The following is a 16480-nucleotide window of genomic DNA, read 5'->3' as shown; positions in this document are numbered from 1 at the left end:
TTCGGTCAGTCGGACAGCGAGGCGTTGTGATAAACGTCCTGCACGTCGTCCAGGTCCTCGAGCACGTCGAGCAACTTCTGCATCTTGGCTGCGTCCTCGCCCGTCACTTCGATCGGGTTCTCGGCGCGCATGGTGACTTCGGCCACCTCGGGCTTCAGGCCCGCGGCTTCGAGCGCGTTCTTGACGGCCTCGAAATCGGCGACGGGCGTGAGCACTTCGATGGCGCCGTCGTCGTCGGTGATCACGTCTTCGGCACCCGCTTCGAGCGCCACTTCCATCACTTTGTCTTCGTTCGTGCCGGGCGCAAAGACGATCTGGCCGCAGTGCTTGAACTGGAACGCCACCGAACCTTCGGTGCCCATGTTGCCGCCATGCTTGGAGAAAGCGTGGCGCACTTCGGCCACGGTGCGCACGCGGTTGTCGGTCATGGTGTCGACGATGATCGCCGCGCCGCCGATGCCGTACCCTTCGTAACGAATCTCTTCGTAATTGACGCCTTCGAGATTGCCGGTGGCCTTGTCGATGTTGCGCTTGACGGTGTCGATCGGCAGGTTGACCGCCTTGGCCTTTTCGACCGCCAGCCGCAGGCGGGGGTTGGCGCTGAGGTCACCGCCACCGGCGCGTGCCGCCACCGTGATTTCGCGAATGGCCCGGGTCCAGAGCTTGCCGCGCTTCTCGTCCTGGCGGCCCTTGCGGTGCTGAATATTTGCCCATTTGCTATGTCCGGCCATGGCTTTCTCTCTCGCTGTCTTGTGTTTTCAAAGCAAGTAGCGAGTTTACTGTCCGGCGCACACAACGCCTGCCAGGGCACGGGAATTCGGGTCAGGCCTTTTGGTGATAATCGTTCGATGACGCCATCGCCTTCTGTCGGGCCGGGGAAACTCGACACCCTGCCGCCCCACGCCCCCTTGCCGCTGTACTACAGCACGGAGGCGGAGCACCAGGCATTTTTGCGTCGCATCTTCGACAGCACCGCCGCCGACTACGACCGCATCGAGAGCGTGCTCGCCTTCGGCACCGGCCCGTCTTACCGGCGCGCGGCGCTGCTGCAGGCCGGGCTCGCGCCGGGCGCGCGGGTGCTCGATGTCGGCATCGGCACCGGGCTGGTCGCGCGGGAAGCCTTGAAGATCATCGGCCCGACCGGCCATCTCGTGGGCGTGGACCCGAGCCCCGGAATGATGGGACAGGTCAGGCTCCCTGGCGTCCAGCTGGTGCAGGGGATGGCCGAGGCCCTGCCCCGCGCCAACGCCAGCTGCGACTTCGTGAGCATGGGCTACGCCATGCGCCACATCAGTGACGTGGCCGCCGCCTTCAGCGAATTCCATCGCGTGCTTCGCCCCGGCGGCCGCGTGGTGGTGCTCGAAATTACCAAGCCCGAGGGCCGCGCCGCGACGGCGCTGCTCAAGGGTTACATGCGTGCCGTGGTGCCGCTGATCGCCCGCGTGGTCGGTCGCCGGCGAGACACCTCGGAACTGTGGCGCTATTACTGGGACACGATCGAGGCCTGCATTCCTCCCGAGCAGGTGATGCAGGCACTGGGCACCGCCGGCTTCGGCGACGTGCGCCGGCATGCGAGCCTCGGCGTTTTCTCTGCCTATACCGCCATCAAACCAGAACCCATCGTCGAGGCCAGGTAGACAGTGCGAGCTCAGGACGAAAACCCATCCCATCTGCGCGTAGAGCGCCTTTCGCTGCCGGACAGCCTGGCGCTGGCGGTCGGCGGCAAGGCGCCCTTCGCTGCGCTTGGCTACGGCACGCCGCACGGCGTGGCCTGGATGCCGACCGTCAACGCACGCGTGCTGTCGTCGCACGGTGCCATGGCCGACGTGTGGCACGTGACGGGTCCGCACATCGAGTCGGGCACCACCGGCATCGCGCGCTGGCGCACCGACGGGCACTGGCTGCTCGGCGCCATCGACCTGGACGAGGCCACCGAAAAACAAGGCCTGGCCGAACTCTCGCACCGCGCCTACCGCGATCTCTTCAAGACGCTGGACCAGGCCGGCACGCCGCACCTGCAGCGCATCTGGAACTACCTGCCGCAGATCAACGGCGACGGCGGCGGCCTGGAGCGCTATCGCCAGTTCAATCTCGGACGGCAAGAGGCGTTTCTGGAAGCTGGCCGCGCCGCCTTCGAAGGCGCTCCCGCCGCCTGCGCGCTCGGCATCCACCAGGGCGCGCTGTCGATCCGCTTTCTGGCCGGCCAGCAGGCACCACTGCCCGTTGAGAACCCGCGGCAGGTCTCGGCCTACCGCTACCCCGAAACCTATGGCCCGCGCTCGCCGACCTTCTCACGCGCGGCCCTGTCCGACATCGGCGACGGCAACATCGCGCTGTTCATCTCGGGCACCGCGAGCATCGTCGGACACGAGACCGTGCACCACGGTGACGTGCTGGAGCAGACCCGCGAAACGCTGCGCAACCTGCAGGCCGTGATCGCGGCCGCCAACGAACGGGGCACCGCCGAGTTCTCCCTGGCCGAGCTGGACTGCGTGGTCTACGTGAGGCATCCGGCAGACACCGAGGCCGTGCGCGACATCATCGAAGGCACGCTGGGCGCCGACGCGCCCATGGCCCGCCATGCGGTGTACCTCGAAGCCGACATCTGCCGCAGCGACCTGCTCGTCGAGATCGAGGCCCACACGGTCGCCGCTGGGCGGCTGCGGGCCTGACCCGGTCGCGCTTCCCGCCCGATCCGTCGATTCAATGACTCGCGTGCTGCGCATTCTTACGGCGATCCCGCTCGCGTTGATGCTCTACGCGCTGCTGCTGTTCCTGGGCCTGATCTCGCTGGTCTGGAACTGCATCGCCATGCTGATCTACCCGGTGATGCCGGCAACGCCCGCGCGCGTGCTGGGCCGGGTGACGATCGCCTTTGCCTACCGCATGTTCTGGTGGCTGGCCTCCGTGACCGGGATGATGCGCATCGACGCCACCTGCCTGGACCCGATGCGCAGCGAGCCCGGCCTGATCTTCGTTGCCAACCATCCGACCATGCTCGACGCGCTGCTGCTGGTGGCCCGCCTGCCGCGCAGCGCCTGCATCATGAAGGCCGACCTGATGGGCAACATCTTCCTCGGCGCGGGCGCCCGGCTCGCGCGCTACATCAGCAACAAGTCGGCCCGCATGATGGTGCGGCTCGCGGTCACCGACCTGCGCAACGGCGGCCAGCTGGTGGTGTTCCCGGAGGGCACGCGCACCGTGACGCCGCCGCTCAATCCGTTTCGCCCCGGCGTGACCCTGATCGCCAAGCTGGCGCAGGCGCCGATCCAGACGGTGTTCATCGACACCGATTCGCCCTACCTCGGCAAGGGCTGGCCGCTGTGGCGGGTGCCGCCGCTGCCCATCGTCTTCACCCTGCGGCTGGGCAAGCGCTTCGCGCCGACGCAAGACAGCGACGTGCTGCAGGCCGAGCTGGAACAATACTTTCGCCAAAACATGGAGCAGCGCGCCACCGACGCGTCCCCCGAATGCCAGACGCCTCGCGCACCCACCTTGTCCTGATCCCCAGCTACAACACGGGTGAACGCCTGTTCTCGACCGTCGCGGCAGCCCGCGCGCAGTGGAACCCGGTGTGGGTGGTGATCGACGGCAGCGACGACGGCACGGGCGAGCGGCTGCAGCAGATGGCCGCCTCCGACCCGGGGCTGCGGGTGTGGGTGCTGCCGCAGAACCAGGGCAAAGGGTCGGCGGTGCTGCACGGGCTGCGCGCCGCCAAGGAGGCCGGCTTCACGCACGCGCTGACGATGGATTCCGACGGGCAGCACCCGGCCGACCTGATCCCCGCCTTCATGGCCGCGTCCCTCGAACGCCCCGAGACGATGGTGCTGGGGCGCCCGGTGTTCGATGCCAGCGCGCCGCTGTTGCGCGTGCGTGGGCGGCGCGTGTCGAACGGATGGACCCAGCTCGAGACCCTGTTCGCCGGCGTCGGCGATTCGCTCTACGGCTTTCGCGTCTACCCCGTTGCGGACCTCATTGCCGTGATGGCGCGGCAGCCCTGGATGCGGCGCTTCGATTTCGATACCGAAGCCGTTGTCCGGCTGGCCTGGCGCGGCGTCAAGCCGGTGAACATCGACGCGCCGGTGAAGTACCTGACAGCAGAGGAAGGCGGGGTTTCACACTTCCGCTATGGGCGCGACAACGTCTTGCTGACGTGGATGCACGCGCGGCTGATGGTGGAGTTCGTCTTGCGGCTGCCTCTGCTGGTGTTTCGCAAGCTGACGGGGGCGCCACCGTTCCAGAATTGAGGCGGCTTTGCCTTGATGAGGGGCGCCCGCTGTGCGCGCCCGACAATCAAGGCTTCAGATCATTCCGCCATTGATGGAGATCACCTGCCCCGTGATATAGGCCGCCTCGTTCCCCACGAGAAAGGCCGCCAGCGCAGCCACTTCCTCGGGCGTGCCCGCCCTCTTCACGGGCACCATCTGGTTGATGAGCGCCGCATCGAACACGGCCTCGGCCATCGGCGACGCAATGATCCCCGGCGCGATCGCATTGACCGTGACTCCGCGCGAAGCGACCTCGAGTGACAGGGCCTTGGTCGCGCTGTTCAGCGCCCCCTTCGCGGCCGCATAGTTGACCTGCCCGCGGTTGCCCGCAATCGCGGCCACCGAAGAGATATTCAGGATGCGCCCCCAGCGCGTCCGCATCATCGGCAGCAGCAAAGGCTGCGTGACGCGGAAGAACCCGTTGAGCGACACATCGATCACCTTGTGCCACTGCTCCGCGCGCATGCCCGGCAACACCGCGTCGTCATGCACACCCGCGTTGTTGACCAGGATCTGGATCGGGCCGCCTTCCAGCATGCGCGTGCACGCGGCCGCGCAGGCCTCGTCGCTGCGCAGGTCGAACACATGGCATTCCGCCTTGCCGCCCGCCGCGGTGATGGTCGCCGCCAGTTGCTCGATCGATTCCGGCCGCGAATTCGCGTGCAGCAGCACCGTGGCGCCATCGCGTGCGAAACGCTCGGCCATGGCGGCGCCGAGCGCACCGCTTGCGCCCGTGATCAGCGCGCGTTTTCCTTCGAGACTCATGACGGGGTTGTGCTTTCTGCTGCCAGCGGCGTGTTCAGGACCACCACGGCGCGGCCTTCGGCCAGCATGCGGCCGTCGTCGGCCTTCACCGTGAACTCATAAAGAATCTGGCGTTCGTCGCCCGACAGGCGCCTGGCCTGCACCTGCAATGCGCCAGCAATGTCGTCGAGCCGCGCCACGGACAGCTTCACGTTGCGGGCGCTCGCCAGGAAGCCGGCCGAAGGCGTGCTGCCTTCAGCGGCCAGCAGGCCGCCGTGCAGTGCCATTGCCTGCGCGGCGTATTCGATCGCGTTCGGCGCCAGCAATCCCCCCGCAGTGCGCAACGGGTTGCTCGCATCCGCGTGCGTCGTGGTACTGCAGTGGATCGCGTCGGCATCCCAGCTTTCGAGCCGCTCCAGCAGACACATGCTGCCGCTGTGCGGAATGCGCAGCGCGATGCCTGCGCGGTCGAGCGTCTGGGGTGCGCTCATGCAGCCGCCTCCAGGTCGGCCACCAGCAGCACGTTCGCGAAGGGTGTGCCTTCGCTCATCGGAATGCTCTGCACGCGGAACCCGAGGCGCTGCAGCAGCGCCTTCCAGTCGGCCAATGGCCGGCCCCATGTCGGCGAAACCTTGTGGCCGCGGATGCGCGTCACCGTGCGATCGACCCACTGGCTGATCGCAAAGCCGCGCCGGCTCGATGCATCGCCCACGCGCAGCAGCAATCGGGCTTGCGGATTGCCGCCACCTGCCAGTGCGCTGCGCACGCGCTGCAGCACGCCCTCTTGCGCTTCGAGGTCTACGTAGTGCAGCACGTCGAGGATCACCACAAGGTCGCAGTCCGGCAAGGCTGCCGAGCACATGTCGCCGCACACCAGTTGGGGCGTGGGCTGCAGATGGCCGATGGAGGCCTGTGCGCGCGCCACATCCTTCGGCATCAGCTCGATGCCGGTGTAATCGGCGGCGGCCGGCGTGGTGGACCACGACGACGGCCAGCGGCCCTTTTTCTGCATCGCGCTCATCGACGCCAGCAGGCTCGCGAAAAGGCCCTGCCCGCAACCGATGTCGACCACGCGCTGGTGCTGCGCGCCGACCAGGCCGCGCTCCAGCAGCCCGCGAAACACCGGATCGCGCCCCAGCTTGCCGCGCGCGAAATGCCAGGCGAAGCTGCCGCCCTTCTTGTACGGAACCGTGGCGGCCTCGTGCAGTTCACGCCACGCGGTGTCGGTGGATGCCGACGACATCACCGCGCTCATGGCTTGAGTCCTTCGGGCAGGGTGACGGCGCGCAATCCATCGGCGCGCAGGCGTTCGAGCAACAAGGGCAATACCTCCAGCAAAACGGGTTTTCCTTCGGCGGTGCGCGCGGCGTTGCCGTCGTGCAGCAACAGGATGTCGCGCGCCTGCAGGTTGCGGCCGAGGCGCGCCATCACCTTGGCGGCATCGCCTTCGCGCGTATCGAAGCCGCGGCGCGTCCAGCTCACGAGCGACAGGCCCAGGCGATGCAGCACGGGTTCGAGAAAAGGGTTGCGCAGGCCGGCGGGCGCGCGAAAGCAGGTCGGGCGCTGGCCGGTGACTTCGGTCAGGATGTCCTGTGCCCGCGCGATTTCCTTGGCAAAGCCGCGCGGCCCCAGAAAAGAAAAGTTATGCCGGTGCTGCGCCGTGTGGTTCTGGATGCTGTGGCCCCGCGCCACGATCTCGCGCGCCAACTCGGGGTGTGCCAGCACGCGCTCGGCAATGCAGAAAAAGGTGGCGCGCTGACCGTGGGCGTCCAGCAGGTCGAGCACCTGGGGGGTGACCTCGGGCTCGGGCCCGTCGTCGATGGTGATCGCCACTTCGCGTCGTGCGGCGGCCGCTTCGGGCAGCCGCGTGACGTTGGGTCCCAGCAGGTTGCTGCGGGGCGTCAACCCGGCACCGGTGATCAGCGCATGGTTCAGCACGATGGCGCCGATGGCCCACGGCCACGCACCCGGCACCAACACGCCCGCGCCGATGGCGGCCACATGCCACGCCGCGCTGGCGCGCATGGCCGGCGGCCAGGGCCACGATTCGGATGGTGCGGAGGCGGAAGAAGACATCGGGGCGGATTTTCCCATCAGCCCTGCGCCTTCGACGGCGCCACATGTCGTGCGAACGCAGCCGACAGCAGCAGCGCCAGCAACGCCCCCGGCGCAACCACGCGGCCGATGGACGACAGCGCCGGAATGTCCGAGATCGCGATCAGCCCGAACGACACCACCGTCGTCAGGTTGGCCAGCATCAGCGACGCCAGCGTGTCTTCATCGGCCCGCCCTGTCGTGCGCAACTGGTCGAAGAACAGCGCGTAGTTCGAGCCCACCGCCACGATCAGCAGCAGCCCCACCAGGTGCAGGATGCCGAGCGCCGCCTGCATGACGGCCATGCCGCCCAGCGTGAGCATCACCGCAAACACCAGCGGCTGGCACACGGCCAACAGACGGCGCCACGAACGTAGGTAGATGCCGAGCAGCACGACCACCGCCAGCGCACCCAGCAGCACCTGGACGAACGCCTCGTGCAAGTAGCGCTGGTAGAGGCCCGCGAGTTCGCGGCCGACATCGACCACCTGCACATCAGGCAAGCCTGCCAACGCAGCTTCGAGCCGGCCTTGGTCGAAAGTCGTGCCGGGGTGGAGCACGACCAGCGTCGACCAGCCACCACCGGGGCGCTGGTACATCAAGGTGTTGACCACCGAGCCGAGCGGGCCGCCGACGAGGTCCGCCCGCTGCACCGGCGCGAGCTTGCGCGCGGCCTCGACATCGGCCAGGAACGGCCCGAGCCGCGATGCCGGCAAAGGCAGGCCCTGCGTGGCTTCGGCCAGGTGGGTGCGCAGCGTGTCGCCGTCCGGCAGGCTGCCAAGGCGTGCCGTTTGCGCGGCCACGCTCGGCAGCACGCGCGTGACGGCCTCGTAGCCGACGAGCTCGCCCTTGTCCACCAGCGCGTCGAGGCGCGAGGCGGCAGCTTCGGTGTTGCGCAGCGCGGCCTGCTCGTCGTCGCCGTAGGCCACGACCAGCACGCCGCCGTCGCTGGCGCCGATGTCGTTGCGCAGCATTTCATCCAGCTGCTGGGCGGCCTTGGGCACGGGGCTCATCGCGCCCAGGTCGGCACGCCACAGATGGCCGCCCTGCCACAGCACCAGCCCGAGCGCGGCCACGCCGAGCGCGGCCAGCGGCCAGCGCAGGCGCGGCAGCCCGCGCACCAGCACGCCGGCAGCCTTCGCCATGTGGCGGCGCATGCCCATGCCGGTGGCGCCATCAGGCGCGAGCATCGGCAACACGTAGCGCGTGGCCAGCGCGGCGGACACCAGCCCAGCGATGGAGAACACACCCAGTTGCGCCAGCCCCGGAAAGCCCGAGAACACCAGCGCAGCAAAGCCGCACACCGAGGTCAGCAGTCCGAGCCGCACCGTGGGCCAGTGCACCTCGCGCCAGCGTCGCCAGCCGGTGCCGGCCACGGCGGCGCCACGGGCCTGGATCAGGTAGTAGATGGCGTAGTCGACCGTCTCGCCGATCAGCGTGCTGCCAAAGCCCAGCGTCAGGCCGTGGACGGAGCCGAACACGAGGCTCACGGTGGCAGTGCCGATCACCACACCGGTGGCCACCGGCAGGAAGGCGATGACCAGGGCGCGCGGCGAAGCGAAGGCCAGCAACAACAGCCCGCCCATCACGATGCCGCCCACGATGGCGAGGTGGATGGCCTCGGTCTTGATCTTGTCGCGGCTCATCACCGAGAACACCGGCGGTCCGCTCAACAGCAGCGTCGGCTTCGCTTCGCCCATGTCGCGCGTGGCGGCATCGAAGGCGGCATGCACCTTCGCGATGGCCACGGCCTGCGCGTCGAGGTCGCTGCCGGCGGCGCGCGTGGTGGCGATCATTAGCGCGCGCGGCGCGGTGCGCGACATCCAGACGCCGTCTTCGCTGCGCGGCGCGCTGGCGGGCACCAGTTCCATCGCGATGCGCTGCGTTTCACCGGTCGGATCGCGATCGAGAAATGGCTTGATGACATTGCCGGCCGGCGTACCGAGCATCGACAGTGTTTCGTTGATCGCATCGCGCAGGCCGGCGGCGGTGAACTGCGCGGGCGTGACGCCGGGCGACAGCTGGTAGCGGTGGTCGAACACCCAGGTGCCTGCCTCGCTCCAGTCGCCGACATCGCCGTTCTGGATCAGGTCGAAGAGCTGGCTCTCGCGCATCGCCTTGCCGACCGCGCGGGACACGACGGCACGCTGCTCGGCGCTGCTGCCGCCTTCGACGCCCAGCATCAGCGTGCGCGAGGCAACGCCGCTTTGCAGCTGCTCGATCAGCACACGCTGGCGCAGGTCGGGGCTCTTGGGCAGGAAGGCCGAGAGGTCGGCGCCGATCTGCGTGCGGGCGATGACCATGGCGCCGCACAGCAGCACCAGCAACCACGCCACCAACACCACCGCCCTGCGCCGCCAGCCCGGCGGACCGCCCGCCTGCTGCGTCGTCACGGCGTGGTGCGTCCCGCCGCCGAGCCGGACGGGGCCGCGTTGGTTGGCACGGCCGCAGGCGCGTTCGGCGAGATGTTCATGACCGAGCGGTCACCGCCGACGAATTCCATTTCGAGCCCGAGCACGTCGCTCGCGCGACCGCTGATGCGGATGCTGCGCACCTGCGCGGCCAGCCGGCTGTCCAGGGGCGTGAGGTCGAGCGTCCACTTGGTCGGCGCGCCCGTCACCGTGCTCTTGAAGTAGCGTTGCAGCGTGGCGCCGTCGCCAGTCAGCGTGCCGCGCATGGCTTCGACCAGGCCGAGCAGCTCGGGCATGCTGTCCAGCGCCAGCGTGCGGTTGCGTCCGCCGCGCGACAGCGTCAGCGTGTTGCCCTCGACCGCCATCGTCTCGATGCGCGGCGACAGCGTGCGGCGCACCAGCTTGTCGGGTGCATCGAAGCTCAGCGTGCCGCTGGCATCGAGCGGGCCTTCGAGGCCGTGCACGAAGCGTTGTTCGGTGAAGCGGGCCTCGCCGCTCTTCTGCTTGGCCAGGAGGCCCATCAGCTCGGGCAGGTCGAACGCCGCCCAGGCCGGCATGGCGCAGAACGCCAGTGCCAGCACCACGGCCCTGCAGAGCCAGTCAAGCCGAATCTTCGAGCCAGAAATCATGAAAGTTGAACCAGTTGTACGGATAGGCGCGACACAGCGCTTCCAGACGGGCGACATAGGCTTCGAGCGCCGCGCGGATGCGCTGCTCGCGCTCGGCGGCGCTGGACACCGGCTCGCCGAAATCGGCCAGCGGATCGAAGCGGACATCGTAGCGCGCACCGCCGCCATAGAGGCCGGCCATGAAGAACACCTTGCGGCGCAGCAAAGCCGCCAGCCGGAAGGGGCCGTCGTTGAAGCTGGCCGGCTGGCCCAGGAACGGCAGCACGATGTTGTTGCCGCGCTGGTGCGCGGGCTGGTCTTCGCTGCCGGGCAGCGTGCGGTCGGCCAGCATGCCGCCCAGGCCGCCGCCATCGAGCCAGTCACGCAGCGCGAGCATCGAATGCGGGCGCCCCAGCGCGATGACGTGGGGCCGCAGCTCGGGCAAGGCGATGGCGTTGAGGATGGCCGTGATGCGCTGCGCGTTGTCGGGGTACATCAGCATCGCCAGGCGCAGGTTGTTCCGGTGCACCTGCTGCTTGCACGCGCCCATGGCCTCGAAGCTGCCCACGTGGGCGCCGAGCAGGAAAGCGCCCCGCCCTTGCGCGACTTCGGCGTCGATCGGCGCGTTGCCTTCGACCGTTACCTTGAACAGGTCCATGCGGCCGCGCAGGAAGTACACGCGGTCGAGCACCGTCGAAGAAAAGGCATGCAGCAGGCGGTAGCCGTCGATCCACCCGGCCCGCGGGCCGACGGCCCTGAAAAGGTAGCGCTTGATGTGCCGGCGCTGCGCGGGCGCGAAAAGAAGAAAGTAGATGCTGATCGGCGGCAGCAGCAGCCGCGTGATGCGGCGCCCGCACACCAGCGCCATCAGGCAGATGAAGCGCAGCGCCAGCATGTTGCTGCGCTCGGGCGCACGGGTCCAGTCGCCCTTGGGCACCACGGCCCCCTGGTGGGTCTGCGCGGCCTCGTTGACGGCCTGCGCCTCGGCGTCGGTGTGCTTCATCAGGCCGACTCTTGCACAGCCACCCATCGGCCACTGACAGCCACGACGCCGTCGCAACGCACGTCGAATCGCACGCCACGGCCGGTTCCGGCTTCGGGAAGCAGCTCGATGGAGAGCGTGCTCCCCGGCCGCACGGGTGCCAGGAACTTGGCTGCCGCCAGTGTGGGATTCGCGCCCAGCCGCGCAACCAGCGCAGGCACCCGATGGATGGCTTCCATGACCTCCGCCAGCACCAGAGCGCCCGGAAGCAGCGGCTGGCCGGGGAAGTGACCCGCGAAAACGGGGTGGTCGGCCGGCACGGCCAGGCCCATCTGAACCGGCGTGTCGTCTTCCGCGAGCTGGGCCAGCGCGAATTCGCGCAGCGCCCGCACGGTGAGCTTGCCCGTGCCTTCGCGCGGGAAGGCCTTGACCTGCATGACGCGGCGCGGCACGAACACGGGTTCGAGGCGTTGTCGCAGTGCAGCAATGATCTCGTTCGCCGAAAGCGTCGGCGCCACGACAAACGCCACCGGCCGCACCACGCCGTCGGCCACCTCGTCGGGCAGCCAGAAGGCGCCGTCTTCGACGCCCGGAATGCTGTTCAGGTGGTAGTTCAGGTGGGCGAGCGAGCTGCGCCGGCCCGCCACGTGGATCAGGTCGTTGGCGCGGCCGAACAGTCGGAAGCGCCGTTCGTCGAGCAACTCGAGCACGTCGGCCATGGGCGTCGGCTCGGGCATGAAGTCGCCCTCGAAGATGAAGCGCTCGGGGCCATCGCCTTCGCCCGGCTCCGCATGGACGCGGATGTCGCCGAAGGTTTCCCAGACTTCGCTTTCGGTGGTGCGCCGCGTGGCGACCTGACCGGATTCGGTGCTGCCGTAGATTTCAAGGAGCACGCCGCCCATGGCCTGCTCGGCCTGCAGCGCGAGCTGTGGCGACAGCGGCGCGGTGGCCGACAGGATCAGGTCGACCGGCGGCAGTTCGATGCCCGACAGCAGCAGCGTCTTGAGGTGAAACGGCGTGGTGACCAGGGCGCGCGGGCGCGGCACCGAGGCAAGCGTCTGCGCCACGTCGGCCGGAAAGAATGGTCGGCCGCTTTCGAAGGCGGCACCGCCCAGCATGGCCAGCAGCACCGACGACTCGAGACCATAGCTGTGTTGCACCGGCACGGTGGCGACCAGCGTCACGCCTTCCAGGGTCGGGCGTTCGAGCACCCTGCACAACCGCTTGACGGCAACCGCCACGTCGCCCACCAGCGTGCGCCAGGTCTTGGCATGCGGCTGCGGCACGCCAGTCGAGCCGGAGGTCAGCAGGCTGGCCGCGTGCATGGCGCCGTCGATCGACGGCACGGCGCTATCGCCTGCATCCGTTGCATCGCCGGCGCGGTCTTCGATCAGCACGCGCCGCATGCCGGGCGTCTGGAGCTTCGGGTCGTCGGTGAGCGCGAAAAGGCTTGTGCCGCCGGATTCGAGCAGCCGCGCGAGCGTGTCGGGGCGCGCATCGGGTGGCAGCAGGCTCGCGTGGCCTCGCACCAGCGCGGCCCCCAGGCTCACGGCAAAGGCATAGCGATCGACGCAGAGATTGACCGCCGGTCCCTCGCCCGGCAGGAGCGGTGCGAAGCGGGCCACGTCGGCCAGGAACTGCCGCGTGCTCACCGGTGCGCCGGCGCGCCATGCGAGCGGTGCATCGGGATCGCGGTCCGCGAGCAGCGGCAGGAAATGAGTGTCTGTCGTCACGCGGGCTGTGCCTGTTTATCGGCCGCCGGCGCCGTGGTCCACCGACGAGGTGCCGTAGAACGCACGCACCGCATCCACCAGGCGCGTGCGCTCGAACTCGGGATGCAGCCGGTAACGCACCAGATGCTCGCCCACGAAGAGCACCGCCACCATCACCGGCGACAGCACGTTGGCGAACAGCGACCAGTCAGAAAACGGCCGTGTCATGTAGATCACGATCGACGCCACGACGACGACGGCGAAGTACCCCGTCCAGATGCGCGTGAGCTGCGTGGTGTAGGCCAACATGTGGCCCTTGAGCGGATGAACGCGCTGGGCGAACTGTGTGATCAGCGGCGTGCTGTTGCCGCGCAGCGTGGAGCCGAACCAGCCGCACAACGCGCTGTTGATGGCCACGTGCTGCAGAACATAGAGACGGTTGGGGTCGCCCGCTTCACCCAGGAACACAAGCGCAAAGCCACCGATGCCCAGCACCGCGACGGCAACGAAGCCCCAGCGGCCGAACCAGCTGGCGGCAAGGCCCATCGCGGCGAGCCAGAGAGGTCCGAGCAACACCACCACCGCCCACGGCGCCGTGGCGTGGAACAGGGTCATCCAGTGAGAGAGCCCGGCATAGGCGACTCCCACCAGCAGCAGGAGTGCCAGTCGCCATCGTGACATGGGGATCAGGAAGCGGCGCGATGCTGTGCGACGTGGGTCGCGAGCGTGCGCAGCGACTGAAAGATCTGCTGGTTGCGTTCGTCGTCCGAACGCAGCTGGAAACCATAGCGCCGCGAGACTTCGAGGGCGACTTCGAGAATGTCGATAGAGTCGAGCCCAAGGCCTTCGCCATACAGCGGAGCGGTCGGCACGATCTCCTCGGGAGCCACCTCGAGATTGAGCGCGTTCACAAGCAGCACGGCCAGCTCTTTTTCAATCGGCGACTGTTCTGGCGCGTCGCCAGTGGCGGGAATGGGGGGCTGAGCAGTCGATGACAAAAAAACCTCCTGAAACTTTTTCCTGAACTACCGTGCGGGCCGTGGATTATAGGAGTGCCGCTTGATTAGACTGCCCGTTTCGATACGACGGAGCACCCCATGGCCGACCCCCTTCTGATCGCACGCCACGACACCATCGAGTGCAACCTGCTGCCCAGCCTGGCCAACCGCCACGGCCTGATCACCGGCGCCACCGGCACCGGCAAGACGGTCACCCTTCAGACGATGGCCGAGAAACTGTCCAGCATCGGCGTGCCGGTGTTCATGGCCGACGTGAAGGGCGACCTCACCGGCATCAGCCAGAAAGGCGCCATCGGCGACAAGCTGGCCGCCACGCTCAAGGAACGCGGCATCGAGGTGCCCGAGCCCTCCGCCTGCCCCGCCACGCTGTGGGACGTGTTCGGCGAACAGGGCCACCCGGTGCGCGCCACCATTTCCGACATGGGCCCGCTGCTGCTGAGCCGCATGCTCGACCTGAACGACACCCAGGCCGGCGTGCTGAACCTGGTGTTCAAGATCGCCGACGACAACGGCCTGCTGCTGCTCGACCTGAAAGACCTGCGCGCGATGCTGCAGTACGTGGGCGAAAACAGCAGCCAGTTCACCACCCAGTACGGCAACATCAGCGCCGCCAGCGTGGGCGCCATCCAGCGCGGGCTGCTGCAGATCGAGACCCAGGGCGGCGACAAGTTCTTCGGCGAGCCGATGCTCAACATCGCCGATTTCATGCAGACGGTGGGCGGCAAGGGTGTCATCAACATCCTGGCGGCCGACAAGCTGATGAATTCGCCGCGCCTGTACGCGACCTTCCTCTTGTGGATGCTGTCGGAGCTGTTCGAGCAGTTGCCCGAAATCGGCGACCCCGAGCAGCCCAAGCTGGCCTTCTTCTTCGACGAAGCCCATTTGCTGTTCAACGAAGCGCCCAAGGCGCTGGTGGAACGCATCGAGCTGGTCGTGCGACTGGTGCGCTCCAAGGGCGTGGGCGTCTATTTCGTGACGCAGAACCCGCTCGACATTCCCGATTCGGTGCTGGCCCAGCTGGGCAACCGCGTGCAGCACGCGCTGCGCGCCTTCACCCCGCGCGACCAGAAGGCCGTGAAGGCGGCCGCCAGCACGATGCGGCAAAAGCCGGGCCTCGACATCGAGACCGCCATCACCGAACTCGCCGTCGGCGAGGCGCTCGTGAGCTTCCTCGACGACAAGGGCCGCCCGAGCGTGACCGAGCGCGTGTTCGTGCTGCCACCGGGCAGCCAGCTCGGCCCGATCACGACCGACCAGCGCAAGGCGCTGATCGCCAATTCGCTGGTGGCCGGTGTCTACGAAAAATCGGTCGACCGCGAATCGGCCTATGAAAAGCTCAAGGGCCGCGCCGACAGTGCGCCCGATGCGCCGCCGGCCACCCTGCCGGGGAGCAAGCCCGCGACAGAAGCCTCGGGCTCCGGCATGGGCGGCATGCTCAACGACATGCTTTTCGGCACCACCGGCCCGCGTGGTGCAAAGCACGACGGCCTGGTGCAGACCATGGCCAAGTCGGCCGTGCGCACCATGGGCACGTCGGTCGGCAAGGAAATCCTGCGCGGGGTGCTTGGCGGGATCTTCGGCAGCAAGAAGCGCTGAAGAAAACCTCTGCCCGATTCCGCGGCTCGATTCGCCACGGCGCGGCGGCATCACTATGATGGCGCCCCCGCACGACATCCCCGAGGACCATGCCGCACGCCCACGAAACGCTTTCCGAGACCGTGCAGCGCCTTTCGCGGGACAGGTTCACCCGCTTCGGCCGCCTGCCGTTGCAGGGCTTCCAGACGGCACGCGAACGCTTCGTGCGGCTCGACCCAGAGGCGACCCGGCTGCTGCTGGCGAAGCGCGGTGAAATGCTGGACCTGCTGGACGACGAAACCGTGCGCGAAGCGTGGATCTCGGAGCACGTGCGCCAGTTGGGTGAGGTCGCCTATCGGCACAACCAGTTCCTGTCTCCCGCCGACATCGACAGCTCCCCGGCCGCGCCGATCTACAGGGAATTGCTGGCGCGGCTGCGCACGGCGCTGGCTGCGCCCTCTTCCCTGATGCCTCTCGACCAGGCCTTGCAACCCTTGCTGGCGGCGCACCACGCGGCGCTCTGGCGCTGGTCCACCGGCCTCCTGGCCGAACGCTTCGGAGATTCGCTCGCACAACCGGTCTGCAGCGAGTACCGGGCCGAACTCCAGCTGAAAGTACTGGGCATCCATGTGCAGCAGTTGGCGGAGCCGATCCTCGACCTGGGTTGCGGCGAAGGCGCGCACCTCGTGCGGCATCTGCGTACGCTCGGACTCGCGGCCTGGGGAATGGACCGGCTGGCCGCGCCCGACCATGTCGTCTGGCAAGGCGACTGGCTGGACGCCGACGCGCCGCTGCAGCCGCAAAGCTGGGGCACGGTGATCTCGCACATGGCTTTTTCCAACCACTTCCAGCATCAGCACCTGCGGCGCGATGGAACCGCGGCGGCCTATGCGGCGCGCTACATGAAAGTGCTGGAAGCTCTGAAACCGGGCGGCCGCTTCGCCTACGCGCCGAGCCTGCCCTTCTTTGAAGCGCTGTTGCCGCAGCAGCGTTTTCAGGTCACGCGGCGGCCCGTTGCGGGCACCGCGATGGAAGCGACCGAAGTGCTGCGGCGCACCTGAGCCTGC

General features: G+C 68.2%; 17 protein-coding genes. 6 read left to right on the top strand and 11 right to left on the bottom strand.

Annotation, left to right across the window (positions count from 1 at the left end):
* Nucleotides 1-5 precede the first annotated feature (5 nt).
* Nucleotides 6-731 carry a YebC/PmpR family DNA-binding transcriptional regulator gene (locus BLQ28_RS05945; RefSeq protein WP_093237585.1) on the bottom strand — a complete coding sequence of 242 codons (726 nt, stop codon included), beginning with the start codon at nt 729-731 and terminating at the stop codon, nt 6-8.
* Between the two features lie 117 nt (nt 732-848).
* Between BLQ28_RS05945 and BLQ28_RS05940 the strand changes: the two genes are divergently transcribed.
* Genes BLQ28_RS05940 through BLQ28_RS05925 form a run of 4 tightly spaced genes read left to right on the top strand, consistent with a single transcriptional unit; the run spans nt 849 to nt 4247 of the window.
* Nucleotides 849-1637 (top strand): class I SAM-dependent methyltransferase, encoded by a 789-nt coding sequence (locus BLQ28_RS05940; protein WP_093237584.1) that lies wholly within the window; start codon nt 849-851, stop codon nt 1635-1637.
* Nucleotides 1638-1640: 3 nt separating this feature from the next.
* The gene (locus BLQ28_RS05935; RefSeq protein WP_093237583.1) at nt 1641-2672 is read left to right on the top strand and encodes a chorismate transformation FkbO/Hyg5 family protein; all 1032 of its coding nucleotides are present in this window, start codon (nt 1641-1643) and stop codon (nt 2670-2672) included.
* 34 nt (nt 2673-2706) lie between these two features.
* On the top strand, nt 2707-3504 hold the full coding sequence (locus BLQ28_RS05930) for a lysophospholipid acyltransferase family protein (protein WP_093237582.1): 798 nt from the start codon (nt 2707-2709) through the stop codon (nt 3502-3504).
* Nucleotides 3471-4247, top strand: a complete 777-nt coding sequence (locus BLQ28_RS05925) for a glycosyltransferase family 2 protein (RefSeq protein ID WP_093237581.1) — start codon at nt 3471-3473, stop codon at nt 4245-4247. The genes BLQ28_RS05930 and BLQ28_RS05925 overlap by 34 nt, the downstream gene beginning before the upstream one ends.
* Before the next feature lie 54 nt (nt 4248-4301).
* Here BLQ28_RS05925 and fabG read toward each other — a convergent pair whose 3' ends face one another.
* From fabG to BLQ28_RS05875, 10 genes are read right to left on the bottom strand one after another with little or no spacing between them, the layout of a single operon-like run.
* The gene (gene fabG / locus BLQ28_RS05920; RefSeq protein ID WP_093237580.1) at nt 4302-5033 is read right to left on the bottom strand and encodes a 3-oxoacyl-ACP reductase FabG; all 732 of its coding nucleotides are present in this window, start codon (nt 5031-5033) and stop codon (nt 4302-4304) included.
* Complete coding sequence (locus BLQ28_RS05915; protein WP_093237579.1) at nt 5030-5503, bottom strand: hotdog family protein; 474 nt, start codon at nt 5501-5503, stop codon at nt 5030-5032. Before BLQ28_RS05915 ends, fabG begins: the two co-directional genes overlap by 4 nt.
* Entirely contained in the window at nt 5500-6267 is a 768-nt protein-coding gene (locus BLQ28_RS05910; protein WP_093237578.1) for a class I SAM-dependent methyltransferase, read from the bottom strand. Before BLQ28_RS05910 ends, BLQ28_RS05915 begins: the two co-directional genes overlap by 4 nt.
* Nucleotides 6264-7106, bottom strand: a complete 843-nt coding sequence (locus tag BLQ28_RS05905; RefSeq protein WP_093237577.1) for a polysaccharide deacetylase family protein — start codon at nt 7104-7106, stop codon at nt 6264-6266. The genes BLQ28_RS05910 and BLQ28_RS05905 overlap by 4 nt, the downstream gene beginning before the upstream one ends.
* Entirely contained in the window at nt 7106-9499 is a 2394-nt protein-coding gene (locus BLQ28_RS05900) for an MMPL family transporter (RefSeq protein ID WP_093237576.1), read from the bottom strand. The genes BLQ28_RS05905 and BLQ28_RS05900 overlap by 1 nt, the downstream gene beginning before the upstream one ends.
* Complete coding sequence (locus tag BLQ28_RS05895) at nt 9496-10146, bottom strand: outer membrane lipoprotein carrier protein LolA (RefSeq protein ID WP_256327178.1); 651 nt, start codon at nt 10144-10146, stop codon at nt 9496-9498. Before BLQ28_RS05895 ends, BLQ28_RS05900 begins: the two co-directional genes overlap by 4 nt.
* Nucleotides 10118-11128 carry an acyl-CoA synthetase gene (locus BLQ28_RS05890; RefSeq protein ID WP_093237575.1) on the bottom strand — a complete coding sequence of 337 codons (1011 nt, stop codon included), beginning with the start codon at nt 11126-11128 and terminating at the stop codon, nt 10118-10120. Before BLQ28_RS05890 ends, BLQ28_RS05895 begins: the two co-directional genes overlap by 29 nt.
* Nucleotides 11128-12840, bottom strand: a complete 1713-nt coding sequence (locus BLQ28_RS05885) for an AMP-binding protein (protein WP_093237574.1) — start codon at nt 12838-12840, stop codon at nt 11128-11130. The genes BLQ28_RS05890 and BLQ28_RS05885 overlap by 1 nt, the downstream gene beginning before the upstream one ends.
* Nucleotides 12841-12855: 15 nt before the next feature.
* Nucleotides 12856-13500, bottom strand: coding sequence for a COG4648 family protein (locus BLQ28_RS05880; RefSeq protein ID WP_093237573.1), 645 nt, complete (start codon nt 13498-13500; stop codon nt 12856-12858).
* 5 nt (nt 13501-13505) lie between these two features.
* Nucleotides 13506-13817: a phosphopantetheine-binding protein gene (locus tag BLQ28_RS05875; protein WP_093237572.1), complete on the bottom strand. Its 312-nt coding sequence runs from the start codon at nt 13815-13817 to the stop codon at nt 13506-13508.
* A 99-nt stretch (nt 13818-13916) separates the two neighbouring features.
* On the opposite strand from BLQ28_RS05875, the gene BLQ28_RS05870 reads away from it, so the two are divergent.
* Complete coding sequence (locus BLQ28_RS05870) at nt 13917-15434, top strand: helicase HerA-like domain-containing protein (protein ID WP_093237571.1); 1518 nt, start codon at nt 13917-13919, stop codon at nt 15432-15434.
* A gap of 89 nt (nt 15435-15523) precedes the next feature.
* Nucleotides 15524-16474: a class I SAM-dependent methyltransferase gene (locus BLQ28_RS05865; RefSeq protein WP_093237570.1), complete on the top strand. Its 951-nt coding sequence runs from the start codon at nt 15524-15526 to the stop codon at nt 16472-16474.
* Nucleotides 16475-16480: the final 6 nt, after the last annotated feature.

Origin of the sequence: Variovorax sp. EL159, assembly GCF_900100965.1 — a bacterium.
Taxonomy (GTDB): Bacteria; Pseudomonadota; Gammaproteobacteria; order Burkholderiales; family Burkholderiaceae_C; genus Variovorax.
The sequence above is the reverse complement of the archived record's forward strand: the minus strand, read 5'-3'. Positions and strand labels throughout refer to the sequence as shown.